18 protein-coding genes and 1 tRNA gene are annotated in these 17915 nt (G+C 43.4%); 15 read left to right on the top strand and 4 right to left on the bottom strand.

The window, feature by feature from the left end; genetic code table 11:
- The coding region (locus ICN40_RS06370; RefSeq protein ID WP_216242901.1) for an IS3 family transposase at nt 1-112 on the top strand (112 nt) is incomplete at its 5' end.
- 59 nt (nt 113-171) lie between these two features.
- Here the strand turns inward: ICN40_RS06370 and ICN40_RS06365 are convergent.
- The gene (locus ICN40_RS06365) at nt 172-891 is read right to left on the bottom strand and encodes a hypothetical protein (protein ID WP_216242900.1); all 720 of its coding nucleotides are present in this window, start codon (nt 889-891) and stop codon (nt 172-174) included.
- A 110-nt stretch (nt 892-1001) separates the two neighbouring features.
- The gene (locus tag ICN40_RS06360) at nt 1002-1496 is read right to left on the bottom strand and encodes a hypothetical protein (protein WP_216242899.1); all 495 of its coding nucleotides are present in this window, start codon (nt 1494-1496) and stop codon (nt 1002-1004) included.
- Nucleotides 1497-1970: 474 nt separating this feature from the next.
- Here ICN40_RS06360 and ICN40_RS06355 point away from each other — a divergent pair, with 474 nt between their 5' ends.
- The 8 genes from ICN40_RS06355 to ICN40_RS06320 all read left to right on the top strand — a co-directional run bounded on the left by ICN40_RS06355 (nt 1971) and on the right by ICN40_RS06320 (nt 11966).
- On the top strand, nt 1971-2315 hold the full coding sequence (locus tag ICN40_RS06355) for a hypothetical protein (protein ID WP_216242898.1): 345 nt from the start codon (nt 1971-1973) through the stop codon (nt 2313-2315).
- A 187-nt stretch (nt 2316-2502) separates the two neighbouring features.
- Entirely contained in the window at nt 2503-5703 is a 3201-nt protein-coding gene (locus tag ICN40_RS06350; protein ID WP_216242897.1) for an efflux RND transporter permease subunit, read from the top strand.
- Nucleotides 5700-6938: an efflux RND transporter periplasmic adaptor subunit gene (locus tag ICN40_RS06345; protein ID WP_216242894.1), complete on the top strand. Its 1239-nt coding sequence runs from the start codon at nt 5700-5702 to the stop codon at nt 6936-6938. Before ICN40_RS06350 ends, ICN40_RS06345 begins: the two co-directional genes overlap by 4 nt.
- A 1-nt stretch (nt 6939) precedes the next feature.
- The gene (locus tag ICN40_RS06340) at nt 6940-8349 is read left to right on the top strand and encodes an efflux transporter outer membrane subunit (RefSeq protein WP_216242892.1); all 1410 of its coding nucleotides are present in this window, start codon (nt 6940-6942) and stop codon (nt 8347-8349) included.
- A 548-nt stretch (nt 8350-8897) separates the two neighbouring features.
- Nucleotides 8898-9725 carry an amino acid ABC transporter substrate-binding protein gene (locus tag ICN40_RS06335; RefSeq protein WP_374222784.1) on the top strand — a complete coding sequence of 276 codons (828 nt, stop codon included), beginning with the start codon at nt 8898-8900 and terminating at the stop codon, nt 9723-9725.
- Between the two features lie 23 nt (nt 9726-9748).
- Nucleotides 9749-10537 (top strand): amino acid ABC transporter permease, encoded by a 789-nt coding sequence (locus tag ICN40_RS06330; RefSeq protein WP_216242888.1) that lies wholly within the window; start codon nt 9749-9751, stop codon nt 10535-10537.
- Nucleotides 10538-11206: an amino acid ABC transporter permease gene (locus ICN40_RS06325; protein ID WP_216242887.1), complete on the top strand. Its 669-nt coding sequence runs from the start codon at nt 10538-10540 to the stop codon at nt 11204-11206.
- Between the two features lie 25 nt (nt 11207-11231).
- On the top strand, nt 11232-11966 hold the full coding sequence (locus ICN40_RS06320; protein ID WP_216242886.1) for an amino acid ABC transporter ATP-binding protein: 735 nt from the start codon (nt 11232-11234) through the stop codon (nt 11964-11966).
- A 19-nt stretch (nt 11967-11985) separates the two neighbouring features.
- Here the strand turns inward: ICN40_RS06320 and ICN40_RS06315 are convergent, their stop codons facing one another.
- On the bottom strand, nt 11986-13173 hold the full coding sequence (locus tag ICN40_RS06315) for a Do family serine endopeptidase (RefSeq protein ID WP_216242884.1): 1188 nt from the start codon (nt 13171-13173) through the stop codon (nt 11986-11988).
- Nucleotides 13174-13281: 108 nt separating this feature from the next.
- Nucleotides 13282-13704, bottom strand: coding sequence for a large conductance mechanosensitive channel protein MscL (gene mscL / locus ICN40_RS06310; RefSeq protein ID WP_216242882.1), 423 nt, complete (start codon nt 13702-13704; stop codon nt 13282-13284).
- Nucleotides 13705-13830: 126 nt separating this feature from the next.
- On the opposite strand from mscL, the gene petA reads away from it, so the two are divergent.
- The 6 genes from petA (at nt 13831) to ICN40_RS06280 (ending at nt 17901) form a co-directional block, all read left to right on the top strand.
- Nucleotides 13831-14433, top strand: coding sequence for a ubiquinol-cytochrome c reductase iron-sulfur subunit (gene petA / locus ICN40_RS06305; RefSeq protein WP_072584012.1), 603 nt, complete (start codon nt 13831-13833; stop codon nt 14431-14433).
- 10 nt (nt 14434-14443) lie between these two features.
- Nucleotides 14444-15844, top strand: a complete 1401-nt coding sequence (locus ICN40_RS06300) for a cytochrome bc complex cytochrome b subunit (protein WP_216242879.1) — start codon at nt 14444-14446, stop codon at nt 15842-15844.
- Between the two features lie 41 nt (nt 15845-15885).
- Nucleotides 15886-16659, top strand: coding sequence for a cytochrome c1 (locus ICN40_RS06295; protein WP_072584014.1), 774 nt, complete (start codon nt 15886-15888; stop codon nt 16657-16659).
- Nucleotides 16660-16758: 99 nt separating this feature from the next.
- On the top strand, nt 16759-17370 hold the full coding sequence (locus ICN40_RS06290; RefSeq protein ID WP_028819209.1) for a glutathione S-transferase N-terminal domain-containing protein: 612 nt from the start codon (nt 16759-16761) through the stop codon (nt 17368-17370).
- Nucleotides 17371-17399: 29 nt separating this feature from the next.
- Complete coding sequence (locus ICN40_RS06285) at nt 17400-17807, top strand: ClpXP protease specificity-enhancing factor (RefSeq protein WP_216242877.1); 408 nt, start codon at nt 17400-17402, stop codon at nt 17805-17807.
- Nucleotides 17808-17825: 18 nt separating this feature from the next.
- Nucleotides 17826-17901, top strand: a tRNA-Thr gene (locus ICN40_RS06280).
- Nucleotides 17902-17915 lie beyond the last annotated feature (14 nt).

Here is a 17915-nt window from a genome sequence, read left to right as displayed (position 1 = left end):
TTTTGATTACATCGAAATGTTTTACAACCCGGTTAGACGCCATAGTTACAACAATGGACTTTCTCCGGTAAGATTTGAACAGCAGTACCAAGCGAGGTTGGGAAGTGTCTAAGATATTGGTAGCGATTCAGTAGGCTTTTTTATTTATGGCGCTATAAATGTAATTGGCTCTTACCGATAAGAAACCAATTCGTACTGCAGCATGCTTTCACGTCGATCGTTACCAATACCTGTATTGTTATCTAGATAGGAGCCCTCTGTGATCTTAATAATCCACCTGCCAACATCGGGCGCCAACCAAGTGGTGGATTGTCGCAAAGATGAATGACGAGAAAAGTCGTTACTGATAAAGTAAATCCAGTCAGTACTTTTTAATGTGTTGAATTGGTTCCCATCAAGATTCAAGGTTTCAGCGCCAATAAATGTGATGGTAGACGACCAATGATAAGTGCTGACATTATCTTCACCAGTTTTATAACTAGTTACAAAAGTTTGTGACTTATCTGAAGATTGTGGCCACATAGGCATTGGACCAACAAAATTGACTGGCGGATTCCAGTAGGGGTCACGTACCACAAGTCCGGCACTTGACTGAATCTCAGAGGTCAACTGACCATTCTTCTGGCTTTCGCGCTTAATTTCAATTACAGGTGTAACAGACGCTACAGTTTCTGTGATTGTATCAATTACTAAATTGTTATAAAGATCTCTGACGTTGTAAACCCACTGCTGACCAACAGCTGGTTTTCTAACACTTTGGTAGCCTTGGATTGAGCCAGAAGATTCTGAGGTGCTAAAGCTGGCATTTCCAGCACAAGCCGATAGAAAAGAGCTAAATGCAATAACCGCCACAAGTCTTAATATGTCTTTAAATAATTTGTTCGATTTCATCGCAATCTTTAACTGAGTTGTATGTGGAGTGATTTATGTTAAACCAATATTAGCCTTTTTTGGCTATTTTCCTACCAACAAATGGATTCAAGAATGAGACAGTCAAATGCCTAAAAGCTGTAGGAAATTTTTCCATACACTGACCAGTTGTACTGGCTGTAGGTATCTATTAATTGCTTGCTTGCGCCTACTGCAAACAAAAAGTCACTTGAGAGTCTATGGGTAACCATTACATCGATAGGGACAAACCAGCTGCCTCCAGCACTATTAAATATGATGCCGTTTTCATCCCAAAAGCGAAGATAGGTGCTTGGCGTAATTTCAACTCCAATGGTAGGGTAAATTTGGAGATTGCGCTGTAGGACTGGCTGATTAGGATTTACTTCTAGAGAGTTATTTTTTGTGTTGAATCCATACATATAACGAAGTAATGGAGAGAATTCAGAGATAAGTGTTTGGACCCCCTCATTAGGCTTAAAAAGCCAGCGGACTTGAGGCCCAATGGCCCATTGCCCATTATTTCCAAACGGCAATACAACTCTAGCCCCAATGGTCGCATTTAAATTGGGTAAATAATCCTTATCTTGTCCCCATAAAGTGAGCATAGTATTGCCTGCACTAAATTGCCCTGAATTATTAGCTTGTGTATTGTTGGTATTAGTGGAAATAACCGAGGTGTCTAGACGAAGTCTGCCTTGCCATGAGCCGATATCTAAAGGGTTGTAGTACCTTAGCTTGTAGGTGTTACTAAACGAACCACTCCCATTGTTGCTTTCATATCCCCAAAATTCAAGTACTTTAGTGTCAGATAACTCCTGCGGAGAGTTTATAAACCGCCGCGGGGAATCAACGTCATCTGCAAAAGCGGATATTGAGCAGCATAGCCCAAAGAATAGAAGGGGGAGGGGCGTGTGGCGCATGGGGTTTTATGGTTGTAGAGTGATAAAATGTATCAAAAGGCCTTGAAAGACATCTTTTCTCAAGGTGCATAAGTTTGCAATATATTGCGTTGCAGCAAATATTACCTTATGCCTAAGGAATGCCTTGACAGAATCTGTGGCGCATAATCTAATTCCTAAATGCAAAAATTTATAAAATTGCTAGTTTTGACGAGTTGTATTTTTCTCGCACTCGTGAAGACTTCTGGCGCACAAATTTTTGTTCAAAATGCAGTCCAGAGAACTCAGGCTTACGTAAGCGTTCAAAAGGATATTGCGCTTTCTAGCGATTCCTCTAAATCGGGTCTAGAGCAAAAAGAGCCAAACCTAAAAATTAATCTAAGCGCCCATATTCTCGGCGACATTAATGAGAATATATTGGTATTTCTTCCTCTAGGAAGTGAATTAGGTTTTTCCATCAGTATTTTTGGTAATGTCCTTAGCGGCAGTCCATCTTCTATCTATAGGCCCCCTCGGCTAGTTTAGGGTTTGAGGGCAAGTAACCCGAACCATCTTTTGTTGGCTTCGGACGTTGTACTTACCCCAATACCGTTTATACCCTTACGTATTCCAATGTGTGTAAATTGATGGGCATATTGCCCGAATTAACATTCAATTTGAATTTGGGGCTATAAATTCCATTGTTAAATTTAGTTTTAATAAAGATTGAAATATGATTAGGTTAGTTAAATTGGCTTTAGAAAAGCCTTACACCTTTATGGTGATGGCGATTTTGATAGCTTTAATGGGGGTCTTCAGCGCACTTCGATCCCCAATTGATATTTTCCCCGAGATCCGTATACCGGTTATTAGTGTGGTTTGGTCATATACAGGTATGCAACCCGAGGATATGGCTGGTCGAGTGGTTTACGCCTACGAGCGCGCTCTAAGTTCCACTGTGAATGATATTGAGCATATTGAATCGCAGTCATTGCCTGGTTATGGAATTGTCAAGATTTTCTTTCAGCCGAGCGTTGATATTCGATTGGCTACTGCACAGGTCACCTCTATTTCACAAACTGTTCTCAAACAGATGCCTCCAGGTATTACGCCACCACTTATTCTGAACTACAACGCGGCTACCGTTCCTATTGTGCAATTAGCGCTATCAAGCTTACAGTTATCAGAGCAACGTATTTTTGATTTTGGCCAAAACTTTATCAGACCGGCTTTAGCAAGTGTGCCTGGTAGTGCAGTGCCTTCGCCATACGGAGGAAAGACACGGCAAATTCAAATTGATTTACGTTTAGCAGCCTTACAGGCGAGAAAATTAACGCCAAATGATGTGATTAGTGCTTTAGCAGCGCAAAACTTAATCATTCCAACGGGTACGCAAAAAATTGGCGAGTATGAATACAGTATCAAGCTCAATAATGGCGTCAATGGGTTTCAGGAGATTGCTGACTTTCCTATCAAGTTAACGAGTGGAGCAGTGATTCAGCTAAGAGATGTTGCGCAAGTTCGTGATGGATCTCCTCCACAAACAAATCTAGTCCGCTTAGATGGTGGTAAGGCGGTGTTGATGACCATTCTTAAATCAGGCGCAGTATCTACTCTAGACATCATTGATGGCGTGAAAGCCTTGGTTCCGAAGCTTAAAGAGTCATTGCCGCCAGAATTAAATATCAGTATTACTGGAGATCAATCTGTATTTGTGAAAGCCTCTATTAGTGGCGTTATTCATGAGGGATTAATTGCGGCAGCCTTAACGAGTCTCATGATCCTATTGTTCTTGGGTAGCTGGCGATCCACTGTCATCATTGCCTCATCAATTCCGCTGGCTATTTTATTTGCAGTCATTATGCTAAATATTACCGGCGAAACTTTGAACATCATGACGCTGGGCGGTCTTGCCCTAGCTGTTGGTATTTTGGTGGATGATGCAACTGTCACAATCGAGAACATTAATTGGCACTTGGAGCAGGGCAAGCCAATTAAGGAGGCTATTTTGGATGGCGCTGCACAAATTGTTGGCCCTGCATTTGTAGCTCTACTATGTATTTGTATTGTGTTTGTGCCAATGTTTTTCTTAGAGGGTGTATCTAAGTTCTTATTTGTCCCCATGGCAAAAGCCGTAATGTTCGCAATGATCGGCTCCTTTATCTTATCGCGTACTTTTGTGCCAACTTTTGCGAACTACATCTTAAAAGAAATTCATGGTCATGGAGAGCATGCATCGGGTCACTTAAAGTGGATGATGGACATAAAGCATCCCAATAAGTCGGTCAGGATTAAGGGGATGATGGCGAGATTTCAGTATCAGTTTGAAGATGTATTCAACAATATTAGAAAACATTATTTTGAATTTCTAAAGAAGGTTATCCAGGATCAGAAAAAATTTATTATTTTATTCATGGTGGCGGTATTAGGGTCATATCTTCTTATTTTTTCATTTGGACGTGAATTCTTTCCTGCGGTAGATGGTGGTCAAATCAAGATGCATGTCCGGGTACCGGTCGGAACGAGGCTTGAGGAAACTGCGCGTCAATTTAATGATATTGAAGCTGAGATTCGCCGCATAGTTCCTGCTGATCAAATTGAAAGTATTGTGGATAATATTGGACTATCTGTCAGCGGTATTAATATGGCCTACAGTAGTACAGGCACTATTGGACCCCAGGATGGTGATATTCTGGTCTCGCTTGTTAAGGGACACTCAGCAACAGATGAATTTGTAAAAGAACTTAGAGAGGAGTTGCCAAAAAAATTCCCCTCGACCAGTTTTGCATTTTTACCGGCAGATATTGTTAGTCAGATTTTGAATTTTGGTGCGCCTGCTCCAATTGATATTATTGTGAAGGGCACAAAACGAGATGAAAATTTTGCATTCACAACACGGTTATTGGAGCGAGTTAAGAAGATTCCTGGAATTGCTGATGTGCGTATTCAACAAGCAACCAATTATCCGCAAATTAATGTCGACGTAGATCGCGTACAGGCGGCGAAGATTGGAATTACCCAAAGAGATATCACCAATAATATGGTGACAACATTAGCGGGTAGCGGTCAGGTTGCACCAGCCTTTTGGCTCAATCCATCCAATGGTATTTCTTATCCGGTAGTAGTTCAAACGCCACAGATTCAGGTGTCTAGCATTTCAGATCTCTTGAATATTCCAGTGGCTGGGACAAATGCAACAACGGGGACTATTCTTGGCGGCATATCCTCTATCAGAAGAAATTTTGCAGATGCGGTTGTTACGCATGACAGCATTAAACCTTCATTTGATATTTATGCTGATACGCAAGGGCGCGATCTAGGCGCAGTTGCTTCTGATATCAACCGGATCATAGAAGAGGAAACCAAAAATATCCCCAAAGGTACAACTGTGGAGTTAAGAGGTCAGGTTTCCACGATGAATGCTGCATTTACCGGGCTTGGACTCGGATTGATCGGCTCAATTGTGTTGATTTATTTAATCCTAGTGGTTAATTTCCAGTCTTGGTTAGATCCATTCGTCATTATTACGGCTTTACCTGCGGCGATAGCCGGAATTATCTGGATACTATTTTTAACATTTACGAGCCTATCAGTTCCAGCCCTTACCGGTGTCATTATGTGTATGGGCGTTGCTACTGCGAACAGTATTTTGGTGGTGAGTTTTGCTCGAGAACGATTGCCAATCGACAAAGATCCCATTAAGGCAGCTTTAGAGGCTGGATTTTCTCGGTTCCGTCCAGTCATGATGACCGCCTTGGCAATGGTTATTGGAATGGCGCCTATGGCCTTGGGTTTAGGTGAGGGTGGCGAGCAAAACGCGCCATTAGGAAGGGCAGTTGTAGGCGGCCTTATTTTTGCAACATTCGCAACACTCATTTTTGTACCGGTTGTGTTTAGCCTGGTGCATAAAAATTACGGATCAGAGAACGTATGAAAACAATTAAATTCAACAAAGAGTTTTTTAAAAACCTAATTCCATTGGCAAAAAAATACGCGATTCTTGCAAAGGCATCGGCAATTACCCTCTTTGCTAAATATCGGGCCCTTAATCAGAACCAGAAGCGTGTAGTTCAAGCAATTGTTTTGGTTGTGCTCTTGAACTTTGGATTTCGCATTTATGGTTATGTTGCTGCTAAATTTCGCTCGGAAGCAAGTGCGCAAAGGGTTGTGTCAGTCATTAGCCCAGTTATTGGGGGTGCTGAAAATTCAATCTCATTCCCTGGGCGACTGGAGGCCTATTTAGATGCCCCTATTTATTCTCGTGTTAACGGTTACATGAAGAAGTGGGATAAAGATATTGGATCGCAGGTAAAAAAGGGTGAAATTTTAGGCAGAATTGAGGCGCCTGAAGTAGATCAGCAACTGCAGCAAGCAAAATCTGATTTGATTTCAGCAAAGAGCAATGAAGCGCTTGCCAAAATTTCACTGACACGATGGAAAAATTTATTTGCGGAAGATGCCGTTTCAAGGCAGGAGCTAGATCAAAAGACAACTGAATACGAGACTAGGAGATCCTTGCGCCAAATTGCAGAGGCAAATTTGGAAAAGGCAGAAATATTCTCTGAGTATAAAAATATTCCTGCGCCATTTGCTGGCATTGTCACCGAAAGAAATATAGATGTAGGCGCATTGGTGAGTATTGGGTCTGGGAAGCCTTTATTTAACGTAGCTAATATTGATAAGTTACGTCTTTTTGTGAATATTCCACAAGTATTCATGAATGATATTCGCCCTGGCATTCCGGCAAAGATTCGCGTTCCTGAATTTCCAGAAAAAATCTTTGAAGCAAAGGTGGTTCGTTCATCAGGAGCAGTGAATGAAAATTCCGGAACAGTCTTAATTGAAATTGAAATGGACAACCAGGAGCATGTGCTCACTGCGGGTGAATTTTCTCAGGTCAATATTGACCTGCCTTCCGATAAAGCCATTCCACGAGTACCATCATCAGCATTGATTATCCGCAAAGATGGTGCTTTCTTGGCTGAAGTCAATAATGAAAAGAAAGCAATATTTACTAAAATTGTGATCGGTAGAGATTTTGGTCAAGAGGTTGAGGTTATTGGCCCCATTACGAGCGAGTCTAAGATTATCAATAATCCGCCAGACTCACTGATCGCCGGAGAGTTAGTGGTTCTTGCAAAAGATCCAAATGGAAACAAGGCGAAATAGCATGACAAACAATATTCGTCTTGCCGTAAGTATTGGACTGCTTAGTCTATGCTATGGATGCTCTTTTGCCCCAGACTATAAGCGCCCCGAAGTGCAAATGTCCGGTAACTTTAAGGAAATTTCTCAAGACTGGGTGGTCGCTAAGCCCGCCGACCAGATGCAAAGAGGCCCCTGGTGGAAAAACTTTGGTGACCCAGTATTAGATCAATTAGTCGCAAAGACTGATGCTGGTAATTTTCAAATTGCAGCTGCGGTAGCGCGCTATGAGAATGCGAGTGCTTTTCTAGCAGTGAACAATGCTGGTTTATATCCACAGATTGCTGTTACTGGTGCTGCTACTGAGAATCGACAGTCTGTTGGCAGGCCACTCCGCGGTGCGAATCAGCCCACTATTTACGATAATAACTTTTTTGGCGGTTTGGCAACCTATGAGCTAGATTTATGGGGTCGTGTTCGATCGGGTATCGATTCTGCATCTGCGTTGGCCGAAGCCAGTCAGGAAGATCTTGAGTCCGTGCGACTCATTATCCAGGCAGATCTAGTCAATAGTTATATTGCCATGCGTGGCATTGAATCGCAGCAGATGATTTTGCAGCATGATTTGGAGTTGTATCAAAAGCAAGCGGATTTAATGCAAAAGCGCTACAAAGAGGGAATTAATTCGGGCGTAGACTTTTATAGAGTACAGGGCTTGGTTGAGGCTGGTCGAATACGTGAAAAATCCTTGCAAACTCGGCGTGCACAACTTGAGCATGTCATTGCTGTGCTCGTCGGTGAGTCACCATCCTCCTTCTCTTTGCCAAAGGGTGGAATTGCTGACTTTAAGATGCCTCCAGTTGCAGTATCCATTCCCTCGACATTGCTTGAGCGAAGACCGGATGTTGCTTCTGCCGAGCGAAGAGTCGCTGCTAGTAATGCAGAAATTGGTGTAGCAAGAAGCGCCTTCTTTCCGGTGATCTCATTGTCGGCGTTCGGAGGCTATCAAACAGCAAATCAAGCTAATATTCTCGCGGCGCCAAATGCATTTTGGACAATTGGACCGCTAGCTTTTTTAACCATCTTTGATGGTGGCAGAAGATCGGCAATAGTTGATCAGGCTATTGCGCGTAATGCAGAAAATACAGCTGTATATAAAAATACTGTACTTTCAGCTATTAAAGAAGTTGAGGACGTGTTAGTACAGTTAAAAAATCGCGAAGAATCTTTGACGAATGTTGATAACAGTCTCATGTATTCAGACAAAACCTTTAAAATTTCGACGGCGCGGTATCGAGAGGGAATTGCTGGCTACCTAGAAATAGTAGATGCGGCGATTGAAAAATCAAAGGCTGAGACAGTTAAAGTGGATTATCAGACCCAATTATTAATTGATCGTGTACTTCTGATTAAAGCTCTGGGAGGCTATTGGTAGGGCTTTACAGTTCACATATCTGAAAAATGCAATGGCAATCAATAGGGCGCGCCTGGTTTTGCTGGTGGTATGAGTAGCTCATTCGAAGCTGACCACCAGGACAAGACCAGCTGCATCTTGGTTTTAGCTAGGTGTCACGCTTTCTAATTAAAAGCTAGCTTAAGCTAGTGGAAAATTGGTTTGGTATGCGGTGAGCCCGCTCTAGTGACACAGTGTGTTTTTCTTATACTTTTTGCTGAGTATTAAATTAAAAGATCGCTGATAGGCTAATGAATATCACTACATTTAATCAAAACTCTAAGTAGATGCACTTAGATAAAGCATTTTCTGTAGATTAAAGCTGAAAAGTCTGCTAAAAAGTGGGATGACTAATAGCATGTGCAGTGTCTTTTGGAAATGTGCCATATGATGAAATTCATCAATAACGAAAAAAAAGGTTAAAAATGTTGAGAAGAAAATATAGCAATTCACTTTTCTCTAGGTCAGCACCATTTGTACTACTCGCATCGCTCGTTTTTACATCTAGTGCATATGCTGCCAGTGCAACTATGGATAAGATTAAATCCTCTGGCGCAGTTACCATGGGAGTGCGCGAATCCTCTATACCGATGTCCTATACCACGGGCGATAGCCGATTTGACGGATACCATGTCGAAATTTGCCGCATGATTTTGGGCGACATCAAAGATAAATTGGGCATGAACACTCTGCGCATCAATTATCAGCCTGTTACTTCTCAAAATCGCGTGCCTTTAGTGCAAAACGGTACTGTAGATATTGAGTGCGGCACAACCACTAATAACGTAAACCGGGCTAAAGATGTTGGCTTTGCCAATACCTTGTACGTGGAAGAAGTACGGATTGCTGTAAAGGCAAATTCAGGAATTAAGTCGATTGCTGATTTAAATGGTAAAAAAGTAGCAACTACTACTGGCACTACCTCTGTGCAGCTCTTGCGCAAAAATGAAAAAGCGACTGGCGTCAATTTTGATGAAGTATTTGGAAAAGACCATGCCGATAGTTTCTTATTGCTGGAGTCTGGACGCGCCGATGCATTCGTCATGGACGGATCTATTTTGGCTGGAAATATTGCCAACTCTAAGAATCCAAAAGATTACAAAATTGTTGGTGAAGTTTTGAGTACTGAGCCAATTGCCATTATGGTTCCTAAAAATGATCCCGAGTTCAAGGCTGCTGTAAATGCAGCAATTGCGAAGATTGTTGCGAATGGCAAAATGCCTGGACTGTGGAATAAGTGGTTCTTGTCGCCAATTCCACCAAAAAATATCGTTGTTGGTCTTGAGCTATCTCCAGCAACTAAAAATGCCTGGGCTAATTTGAATGACAAACCTGCAGAAGACTACAACAAGAAGTAATCAATAGAAAATAAGTTTCCACTATGTCATTAGATTTAGGTGTCTTTTGTAAGAGCACCTTAGATGGAGAAGCGGTTGATCACTGCTTCTCTTCATTATTTGGACTTGGGAAAAATGCTGACCCAAGTTACTTGGATTGGCTTTTCAAGGCCTGGGGTTGGACCTTAGCAGTTGCGATCTTAGGACTGGCTATTGCCTTGGTCTTAGGTGCGGTGATGGGAACATTTCGCACGCTGCCGCAGACCGGCACTTTAAACAAATGGTTGGTGCGATTTTCAACAGCGTGGGTTGAGCTCTTTAGAAACATTCCTATCCTCGTGCAGGTATTTCTTTGGTATCACGTGATTCCTGCTTTTGTCTTACCTTTAAAGGCTTTACCTTCCTATTGGTTGGTCAGTATTGCGTTAGGATTTTTTACCTCTGCGCGTATTGCTGAGCAAGTGAGAGCGGGGATTCAGGCGCTACCAAGTGGTCAGCGCATGGCAGCAACTGCCTTAGGCCTGACGACCGCACAAGGTTATCGATATGTCATTTTGCCGATGGCATTGCGTATTGTTATTCCTCCACTCACTTCCGAGAGCATGAATCTGATTAAGAATTCATCCGTGGCGTTTGCAGTTTCAGTTCCTGAGCTCACCTTATTTGCAATGCAAGCTCAAGAGGAAACATCGCATGGTGTAGAGATCTATTTGGCAGTAACATTCTTGTATGCTGTATCTGCATTTGCAGTGAATCGTGTGATGGCATTGATTGAAAAAAGAACTCGCATACCCGGCTTCATTGTGGCTTCTAGCGATGCGGGGGCTCACTAAATGTTTAGTCTGGACCTAAGTTTCTATAACTGGGAACTGTTTACTAATTACATCCTGAAGGGCTTGCTCTTCAGTATGCAGCTAACGGTGCTTGCCACTATTGGCGGAATAATATTTGGTACGTTCTTGGCGCTGATGCGTTTATCCGGGAAGCCATCATTGGTATATCCAGCCACTTTTTACGTTAACACCATGCGCTCAATTCCATTGGTGATGGTTATCCTCTGGTTCTTCCTTTTAATACCAATGCTGATTGGTAAACCCATTGGCGCTGACTTATCCGCCACCATTACCTTCATTGCATTTGAGGCTGCCTTTTTTTCGGAGATTGTAAGGGCCGGCATTCAGTCAGTTCCAAAAGGGCAGGCATATGCAGCGGAAGCGTTAGGAATGACTTACGGGCAAAACATGCGCTTTATTGTTCTTCCGCAAGCCTTTAGAAATATGATTCCTGTCTTTATGACGCAAACCATTGTTTTATTTCAAGATACATCCTTGGTTTATGCAATTGGTGCTTATGATTTACTCAAGGGCTTTGAGATTGCAGGTAAAAATTATGGCCGTCCAATAGAGACTTACCTCTTGGCTGCTTTTACGTATTTCCTTATTTGTTTCTCGCTGTCTAAGGTAGTGCGCAAGATTCATGCCAAAGTCGCCATCATTCGTTAATTATTTCTTAAGTTACTAATACATCATGATTGAACTTCGTAACGTATCAAAGTGGTACGGCTCCTTTCAAGTGCTGACTGATTGCAGTGCAACGATCCAGAAGGGAGAGGTGGTAGTTATCTGTGGACCATCAGGCTCAGGTAAATCCACTCTAATTAAGACAATTAATGCATTAGAGCCATTTCAAAAGGGGGAGATATCGGTTGATGGGATCCAGTTACATGACCCAAAAACTAACCTACCTAAGCTACGCGCTAGGGTAGGTATGGTATTTCAGCACTTCGAGCTTTTTCCGCATTTAAGCGTTTCAGAAAATTTAACGCTTGCGCAAATGAAGGTGTTAGGACGAAGCACCGATGAAGCGAACAAGCATGGGCTTAAGTATTTAGAGCGTGTGGGGTTGCTAGCACAGAAAGATAAATTTCCAGGCCAATTATCCGGCGGTCAGCAACAGCGAGTTGCCATTGCTAGGGCGTTAAGCATGGACCCGATAGTGATGTTATTTGATGAACCTACTTCTGCCCTGGATCCCGAAATGGTCGGTGAAGTTTTGGATGTGATGGTTAAGCTTGCTAACGAAGGTATGACAATGTGCTGCGTTACACACGAGATGGGTTTTGCTAGAAAGGTGAGTCATCGTGTGATCTTCATGGATCAAGGCCGCATTGTTGAAGATTGCAGCAAAGCCGAGTTTTTTGATAATCCCGAGGCTCGCTCACCAAGAGCAAAAGAGTTCCTATCAAAAATATTGGCCCATTAGCCTTTAACAAACTGATTCGTTAGTTAGCAAGTTGATTCGCTTTTGGGCGCTCTCCAGTTTGAGCCGTTAGCTCCATTTCTTTACCTTTGCGTAGAATCGTGAGCTTAGCAACATTACCTGGACTGATTTGAGCAATTTGATTCAGTAGGCTCCGCACGTCCTTAATTGGATTGCCGTTTACCGCAATCAGCACATCTCCTGGCTTTATCCCTCCGCGTACTGCAGGGCCATTCTCAAGCACGCCAGATATGAGAACACCTTCTGTATTGGCAGGCAGTCCCAGGGACTCGGAGAGTTCCTTGGAGAGGTTCTGAGGCTCGACTCCTATCCACCCCCTAGTAACGCTGCCCTTGGCTAGGATGGACTCCATAACTTGCTTGGCAAGATTGACGGGGATTGCAAATCCAATGCCCATAGACCCGCCATTATTTGAGTAGATCGCAGTGTTTATGCCAATCAGATTCCCGCGGGTATCAATCAGTGCGCCACCTGAGTTTCCGGGATTAATTGCCGCATCGGTTTGAATAAAGTTTTCAAAGGTATTGATACCTACGTGATCACGGCCTAAGGCGGAAACAATGCCAGAAGTTACTGTTTGGCCAACGCCAAATGGGTTGCCAATTGCTAGAACCACATCACCTACATGCACAGACTCAACTTTGCCCAGCGTAATTGGGGTAGGTAATTTTTTGGCTTCAATTTTCAATACAGCAATGTCAGTTTCTGGATCGCTACCGATCACTTTCGCTTTTACTTTTCGGCCATCTGATAAAGCCACATCAATGTCATCCGCATCGCTAATGACATGATGGTTAGTCAAGATGTAGCCTTCTGGACTAACCAAGACTCCAGATCCAAGGCTAGAGCTAGGCTCTTCTTCTGGGGGCTGATCCCCAAAAAAGAATTTAAATAAAGGGTCTGCAGAATTTGGGCTTCCACCCTTTCGAGTCTTTGGTTTGGCGGAAGCTTTGCTAGTAAATATATTGACTACTGCTGGCATTGAGCGCTTAACAGCTTCGTGATAGGAGCCGGGACTGAGCTGGCCATCGTAATTACTTTCTTTTAGCGAGACCGTATCAACCAAAGAGCCTACCCTAGACTCTGAAAGCCACTCTGGTTTTAAGGTGGCAACAATAAACAAAGCTGCCAACATCACGGTGACAGCCTGCGCAAACAAGAGCCAATATTTATTGAGAAGAGGGTTCATTAAAGATGTGCTTTAGTAATATTTATGACCTACAGAAGAGATCGCAAACCATTTTGGAAAATGAATTGCGATTGCTTTCGTGCTTCTTGATAAGAATGATTAGATAAATTATTTTTTTAGACTGTCGCGAATTTCACGAAGCAAAACCACATCCTCTGGAACAGGGGGAGGGGGAGGGGCATCCATGAGACGGATCTTATTAACTACTTTGACCATCTGGAAGATGACAAAGGCTAAAAGGGTGAAGTTGATGGAAATAGTGATGAAATTGCCATAGGCAAAGATGGGCACCCCGGCTTTTTTCAGGGCATCAAAGGTTCTAGGTACCCCCTCTGGAACATGTCCTAGGACGATAAATAGGTTGGTAAAGTCGATATGACCCCCTAAAAGGGTGGAGATTACTGGCATAACGATGTCATTTACCAGGGAATCAACGATTTTCCCAAAGGCCCCACCAATAATAACGCCCACCGCCAAATCGATCACATTGCCCCTTACGGCAAAGTCCCGAAACTCCTTTAAAACGCTCATAAATGCTTCCTTTCTCTTATAGATGCAGATTAACCCCATAACTTTCTTGCTTACCCCACTTTTTACTTTAAAATCCTACCTTTAAGCAATTTCCACCCATAAATACCCTTTTTAGGAATTTTGTAAATGAGTGACAAGCCCTGTATGGACAAGGATCGCCGTAACTGGTTGATCGCCACATCGGCGGTTGGTGGCGTAGGTGCAGCCGCAGCCCTTTACCCTTTTGTAGACAGTTTTGAGCCTTCTGAGCGCGCAAAAGCCGCTGGAGCTGCTGTTGAAATCGATATCTCTGGTATGCAGCCAGATGAAATGAGAATGGTGGAGTGGCGCGGTAAGCCTGTTTGGGTAGTTCGTCGTACACCTGAGCAAGTTGCTGAGTTATCTAAAATTGATAGCGAATTGGCTGATCCGAATTCATTGCGTGACCCATCCCAATTCACACCTCCTTATGCTCAGAATCAGTGGCGCTCTATCAAGCCTGAGTACCTGGTAGTGGTTGGTATTTGCACCCATTTGGGATGCTCTCCTAATGCTAAGTTTGAGGCTGGTCCTCAGCCATCCCTACCAAACACTTGGCCAGGCGGCTTCCTTTGCCCATGCCATGGTTCCACATTCGATATGGCAGGCCGTGTATTTAAGAACAAACCAGCCCCAGATAATCTTGAAGTGCCACCACACATGTATTTGAGCGACACCAAGATTCTAGTTGGCGAAGATAAGAAGGCCTAAGGAGAGATAAATGGCATTCCACGAAAAAGAAGTTCCAGCAGACGCTTCTGTAGCCCAAAAGCTAATGGCTTGGGTTGACTCACGTCTACCTGTAACAGAAGCATTTAAGCGTCATATGAGCGAGTACTACGCTCCAAAAAATCTAAATTTCTTCTATATTTTTGGTGCATTAGCAATCGTAGTGTTGGTAAATCAGATACTGACCGGTATTTTCTTGACCATGAACTACAAGCCTGATGCTGCGAAGGCTTTTGAGTCAGTTGAATACATCATGCGTGAAGTTCCATGGGGCTGGGTGATTCGCTATATGCACTCCACTGGCGCCTCTATGTTCTTCGTGGTGGTTTATATGCATATGTTCCGTGGTTTGATCTACGGTTCTTATCGCAAACCACGTGAGCTCATTTGGATCTTCGGTTGCGCAATTTTCTTGTGTTTGATGGGTGAAGCATTCTTCGGTTACTTGCTCCCATGGGGTCAAATGTCCTACTGGGGAGCTCAAGTGATTGTGAACTTGTTCTCTGCAATTCCATTCATTGGCCCAGATCTATCTTTATGGCTTCGTGGCGACTATGTTGTGGGCGATGCAACCCTCAATCGCTTCTTTGCATTCCATGTGATTGCAATTCCATTGGTATTGGTTGGCTTGGTTGCAGCCCATATTTTGGCTCTGCATGAAGTGGGTTCAAACAATCCAGATGGCGTTGAAATTAAAGAGAACTTAGATGCGAACGGCCATCCAGTTGATGGCATCCCATTCCATCCTTATTACAGCGTGCATGATGTAATGTATTTGGGTGGATTCTTGATGGTGTTTGCATGTATCGTGTTCTTTGCACCAGAGATGGGCGGTTACTTCCTCGAGGCAAATAACTTCGTTCCGGCGAACCCATTCCAAACACCTCCGCACATTGCCCCTGTTTGGTATTTCACACCTTTCTACTCAATGTTGCGTGCAACTACAACGAACTTCTTGCTGCCTTTATGGATCTTCTTAGCAGTCATTCTCGGAATGTTTGCTCTGAAGACTAAAAATCTCAAGGTGAAGGGCGCATGTGCTGCAATCGCTCTCGTATTGGCAGGTGGCTTCTATTTATTTGATGCTAAGTTCTGGGGTGTTGTGATCATGGGCGGTTCTGTTGTGATCATGTTCTTCTTGCCTTGGCTTGATCACTCACCTGTGAAATCTATCCGCTATCGCCCAGATTTCCATAAGTATATTTATGGTGTATTTGTGGTGAGCTTTGTGATCTTGGGTTACTTAGGTATTCAGCCACCATCACCAGTGTTTGAAAAGATTTCTCAGGTATGCACTATTTATTATCTGGGCTTCTTCTTAGGAATGCCGTTCTGGAGCACGCTTGGTAAATTTAAGCCAGTTCCAACACGCGTTACTTTTAAGTCCCATTAATTCACGCCTGAGATACTGGCAAAGAGAACTTAGGAATTAGTATGAAACAAATTCTGCAAACTTTGATGGGCGTCTGCCAAGCAACAGTATTGGTTGCGGCCCTGAGCTTTGGCGTGAATGCCAATGCAAATGAGGGTGGCTTTCCTTTGGATCAAGCCCCCAACCGCGTTAGTAACAATGCCTCATTGCAAAACGGTGCAAAGTTATTTGTGAACTACTGCTTGAACTGCCATGCAGCCGCAAGCATGCGTTACAACCGGTTGCGCGATATTGGTTTAACCGATCAACAAATCAAAGATAACCTCATTTTGACTGATGCCAAAGTGGGTGACTTGATGACCATCTCGATGACACCAAAAGAAGCTAAAGCTTGGTTTGGTAAGACTCCGCCTGACTTATCAGTTGAGGCGCGTGCTCGTGGAGCGGACTGGCTTTACACCTACTTCCGCACTTTCTACAAAGACGACACGACACAAACTGGTTGGAATAATTTGGTCTATCCTAAGGTCGGTATGCCACACGTTCTCTGGCAGTTGCAGGGCGAGCGTGCTGCCAAGTTTGAAGAGCACAAAGACCCACATGACCCAAGCAGAACAGAAGAAGTCTTTGTTGGCTTTGAGCAGTTAACTCCCGGCAAAATGAGCACACAAGAGTATGACGACAATATCGCCGACTTAGTCGCTTTCATGTCATGGATGGCTGAGCCAGTTCAGTTGGAGCGTAAGCGTCTTGGTGTAGTAGTGCTCTTGTTCTTGGCAATCTTTACCCTGTTGGCTTGGCGTTTGAATAAAGCCTATTGGAAAGATATTCACTAATTGAATTTGATGGGTCCTGAGGCTAGGGCCCATTAGTGAAAAGATTTAACGCTGTTGTGCGTTTGTTGTATTGAAGTAGAAATTTAAGGAAATAAATTTATGATGGTGTTGTACTCGGGTACTAACTGCCCATTCTCGCAACGCTGCCGTTTGGTGCTTTTTGAAAAAGGCATGGATTTTGAAATCCGCGATGTCGACTTGTTTAATAAGCCTGAAGATATTTCAGTAATGAATCCTTACGGCCAGGTACCTATCTTGGTTGAGCGTGATTTAATTTTGTACGAGTCAAACATCATCAATGAATATATTGATGAGCGTTTTCCTCACCCACAATTAATGCCGCCTGATCCAGTTGCACGCGCACGTGCACGCCTCTTCCTCTTCAATTTTGAGAAAGAATTGTTTGTGCACGTAGCCGCTTTGGAAAATGAAAAAGGTAAAGCTGCTGAAAAGACTCATGAAAAAGCGCGTTTAGCGATTCGTGATCGTTTGACTCAGTTAGCACCAATTTTTGTTAAAAACAAATACATGCTGGGTGACGAGTTCTCTATGCTAGATGTTGCGATTGCACCATTGTTATGGCGTCTTGAGCACTATGGCATCGATCTCTCTCGCAATGCAGCGGCTTTGTTGAAATACGCTGAGCGTATTTTTAGCAGACCTGCGTATATCGAGGCTTTGACTCCTTCTGAGAAGGTAATGCGCCGCTAAGCATTTCTAGCGGTTCATGACTCCTCGGCATGTCTGACATTCCAAGCAATAAACCTTATCTAATCCGTGCCCTACATCAGTGGTGCACGGATTTTGGTTTTACGCCCTTCATAGCGGTTTTTGTGGATGCCAGGGTTGAGGTTCCCATGGAGTTTGTGAAGAACGATGAGATTGTTCTAAATCTCTCCGTGGAAGCTTGCCATCAGTTGGCAATAGAAAACGATTGGATTAGCTTTCAGGCCAGATTTGGCGGCATTCCAAGAAAGATCATGGTTCCGGTCACCCATGTTCTAGCTATATACGCTCGGGAGAATGGTCAAGGGATGTCTTTCCCATTTGATCCAGCTCAGGCCCGTGATCTTCATATCGCGGACTCTGAAGATCAATCCCCCGAAAAACCCAAAACTACGAGACCATCCTTGAAGATTGTGAAATAGGATAAAATATCAATCGTTGCCCCTTTAGCTCATCTGGTAGAGCAACTGATTTGTAATCAGTAGGTGGTCTGTTCGAGTCGGACAAGGGGCACCAATAGATATAAGGCT

The organism is Polynucleobacter sp. Fuers-14, assembly GCF_018882045.1.
Lineage (GTDB): Bacteria > Pseudomonadota > Gammaproteobacteria > Burkholderiales > Burkholderiaceae > Polynucleobacter.
The sequence above is the reverse complement of the archived record's forward strand: the minus strand, read 5'-3'. Positions and strand labels throughout refer to the sequence as shown.

Coding starts and splice junctions, on each gene's coding strand:
- ICN40_RS06365 (WP_216242900.1), bottom strand. CDS start 891: ATGAAATCGAACAAATTATTTAAAGACATATTAAGACTTGTGGCGGTT.
- ICN40_RS06350 (WP_216242897.1), top strand. CDS start 2,503: ATGATTAGGTTAGTTAAATTGGCTTTAGAAAAGCCTTACACCTTTATG.
- ICN40_RS06335 (WP_374222784.1), top strand. CDS start 8,898: ATGGATAAGATTAAATCCTCTGGCGCAGTTACCATGGGAGTGCGCGAA.
- mscL (WP_216242882.1), bottom strand. CDS start 13,704: ATGAGCGTTTTAAAGGAGTTTCGGGACTTTGCCGTAAGGGGCAATGTG.
- ICN40_RS06295 (WP_072584014.1), top strand. CDS start 15,886: ATGAAACAAATTCTGCAAACTTTGATGGGCGTCTGCCAAGCAACAGTA.
- ICN40_RS06285 (WP_216242877.1), top strand. CDS start 17,400: ATGTCTGACATTCCAAGCAATAAACCTTATCTAATCCGTGCCCTACAT.
- ICN40_RS06340 (WP_216242892.1), top strand. CDS start 6,940: ATGACAAACAATATTCGTCTTGCCGTAAGTATTGGACTGCTTAGTCTA.
- ICN40_RS06300 (WP_216242879.1), top strand. CDS start 14,444: ATGGCATTCCACGAAAAAGAAGTTCCAGCAGACGCTTCTGTAGCCCAA.
- ICN40_RS06290 (WP_028819209.1), top strand. CDS start 16,759: ATGATGGTGTTGTACTCGGGTACTAACTGCCCATTCTCGCAACGCTGC.
- ICN40_RS06345 (WP_216242894.1), top strand. CDS start 5,700: ATGAAAACAATTAAATTCAACAAAGAGTTTTTTAAAAACCTAATTCCA.
- ICN40_RS06360 (WP_216242899.1), bottom strand. CDS start 1,496: ATGCTCACTTTATGGGGACAAGATAAGGATTATTTACCCAATTTAAAT.
- ICN40_RS06355 (WP_216242898.1), top strand. CDS start 1,971: ATGCAAAAATTTATAAAATTGCTAGTTTTGACGAGTTGTATTTTTCTC.
- ICN40_RS06315 (WP_216242884.1), bottom strand. CDS start 13,173: ATGAACCCTCTTCTCAATAAATATTGGCTCTTGTTTGCGCAGGCTGTC.
- ICN40_RS06330 (WP_216242888.1), top strand. CDS start 9,749: ATGTCATTAGATTTAGGTGTCTTTTGTAAGAGCACCTTAGATGGAGAA.
- petA (WP_072584012.1), top strand. CDS start 13,831: ATGAGTGACAAGCCCTGTATGGACAAGGATCGCCGTAACTGGTTGATC.
- ICN40_RS06320 (WP_216242886.1), top strand. CDS start 11,232: ATGATTGAACTTCGTAACGTATCAAAGTGGTACGGCTCCTTTCAAGTG.
- ICN40_RS06325 (WP_216242887.1), top strand. CDS start 10,538: ATGTTTAGTCTGGACCTAAGTTTCTATAACTGGGAACTGTTTACTAAT.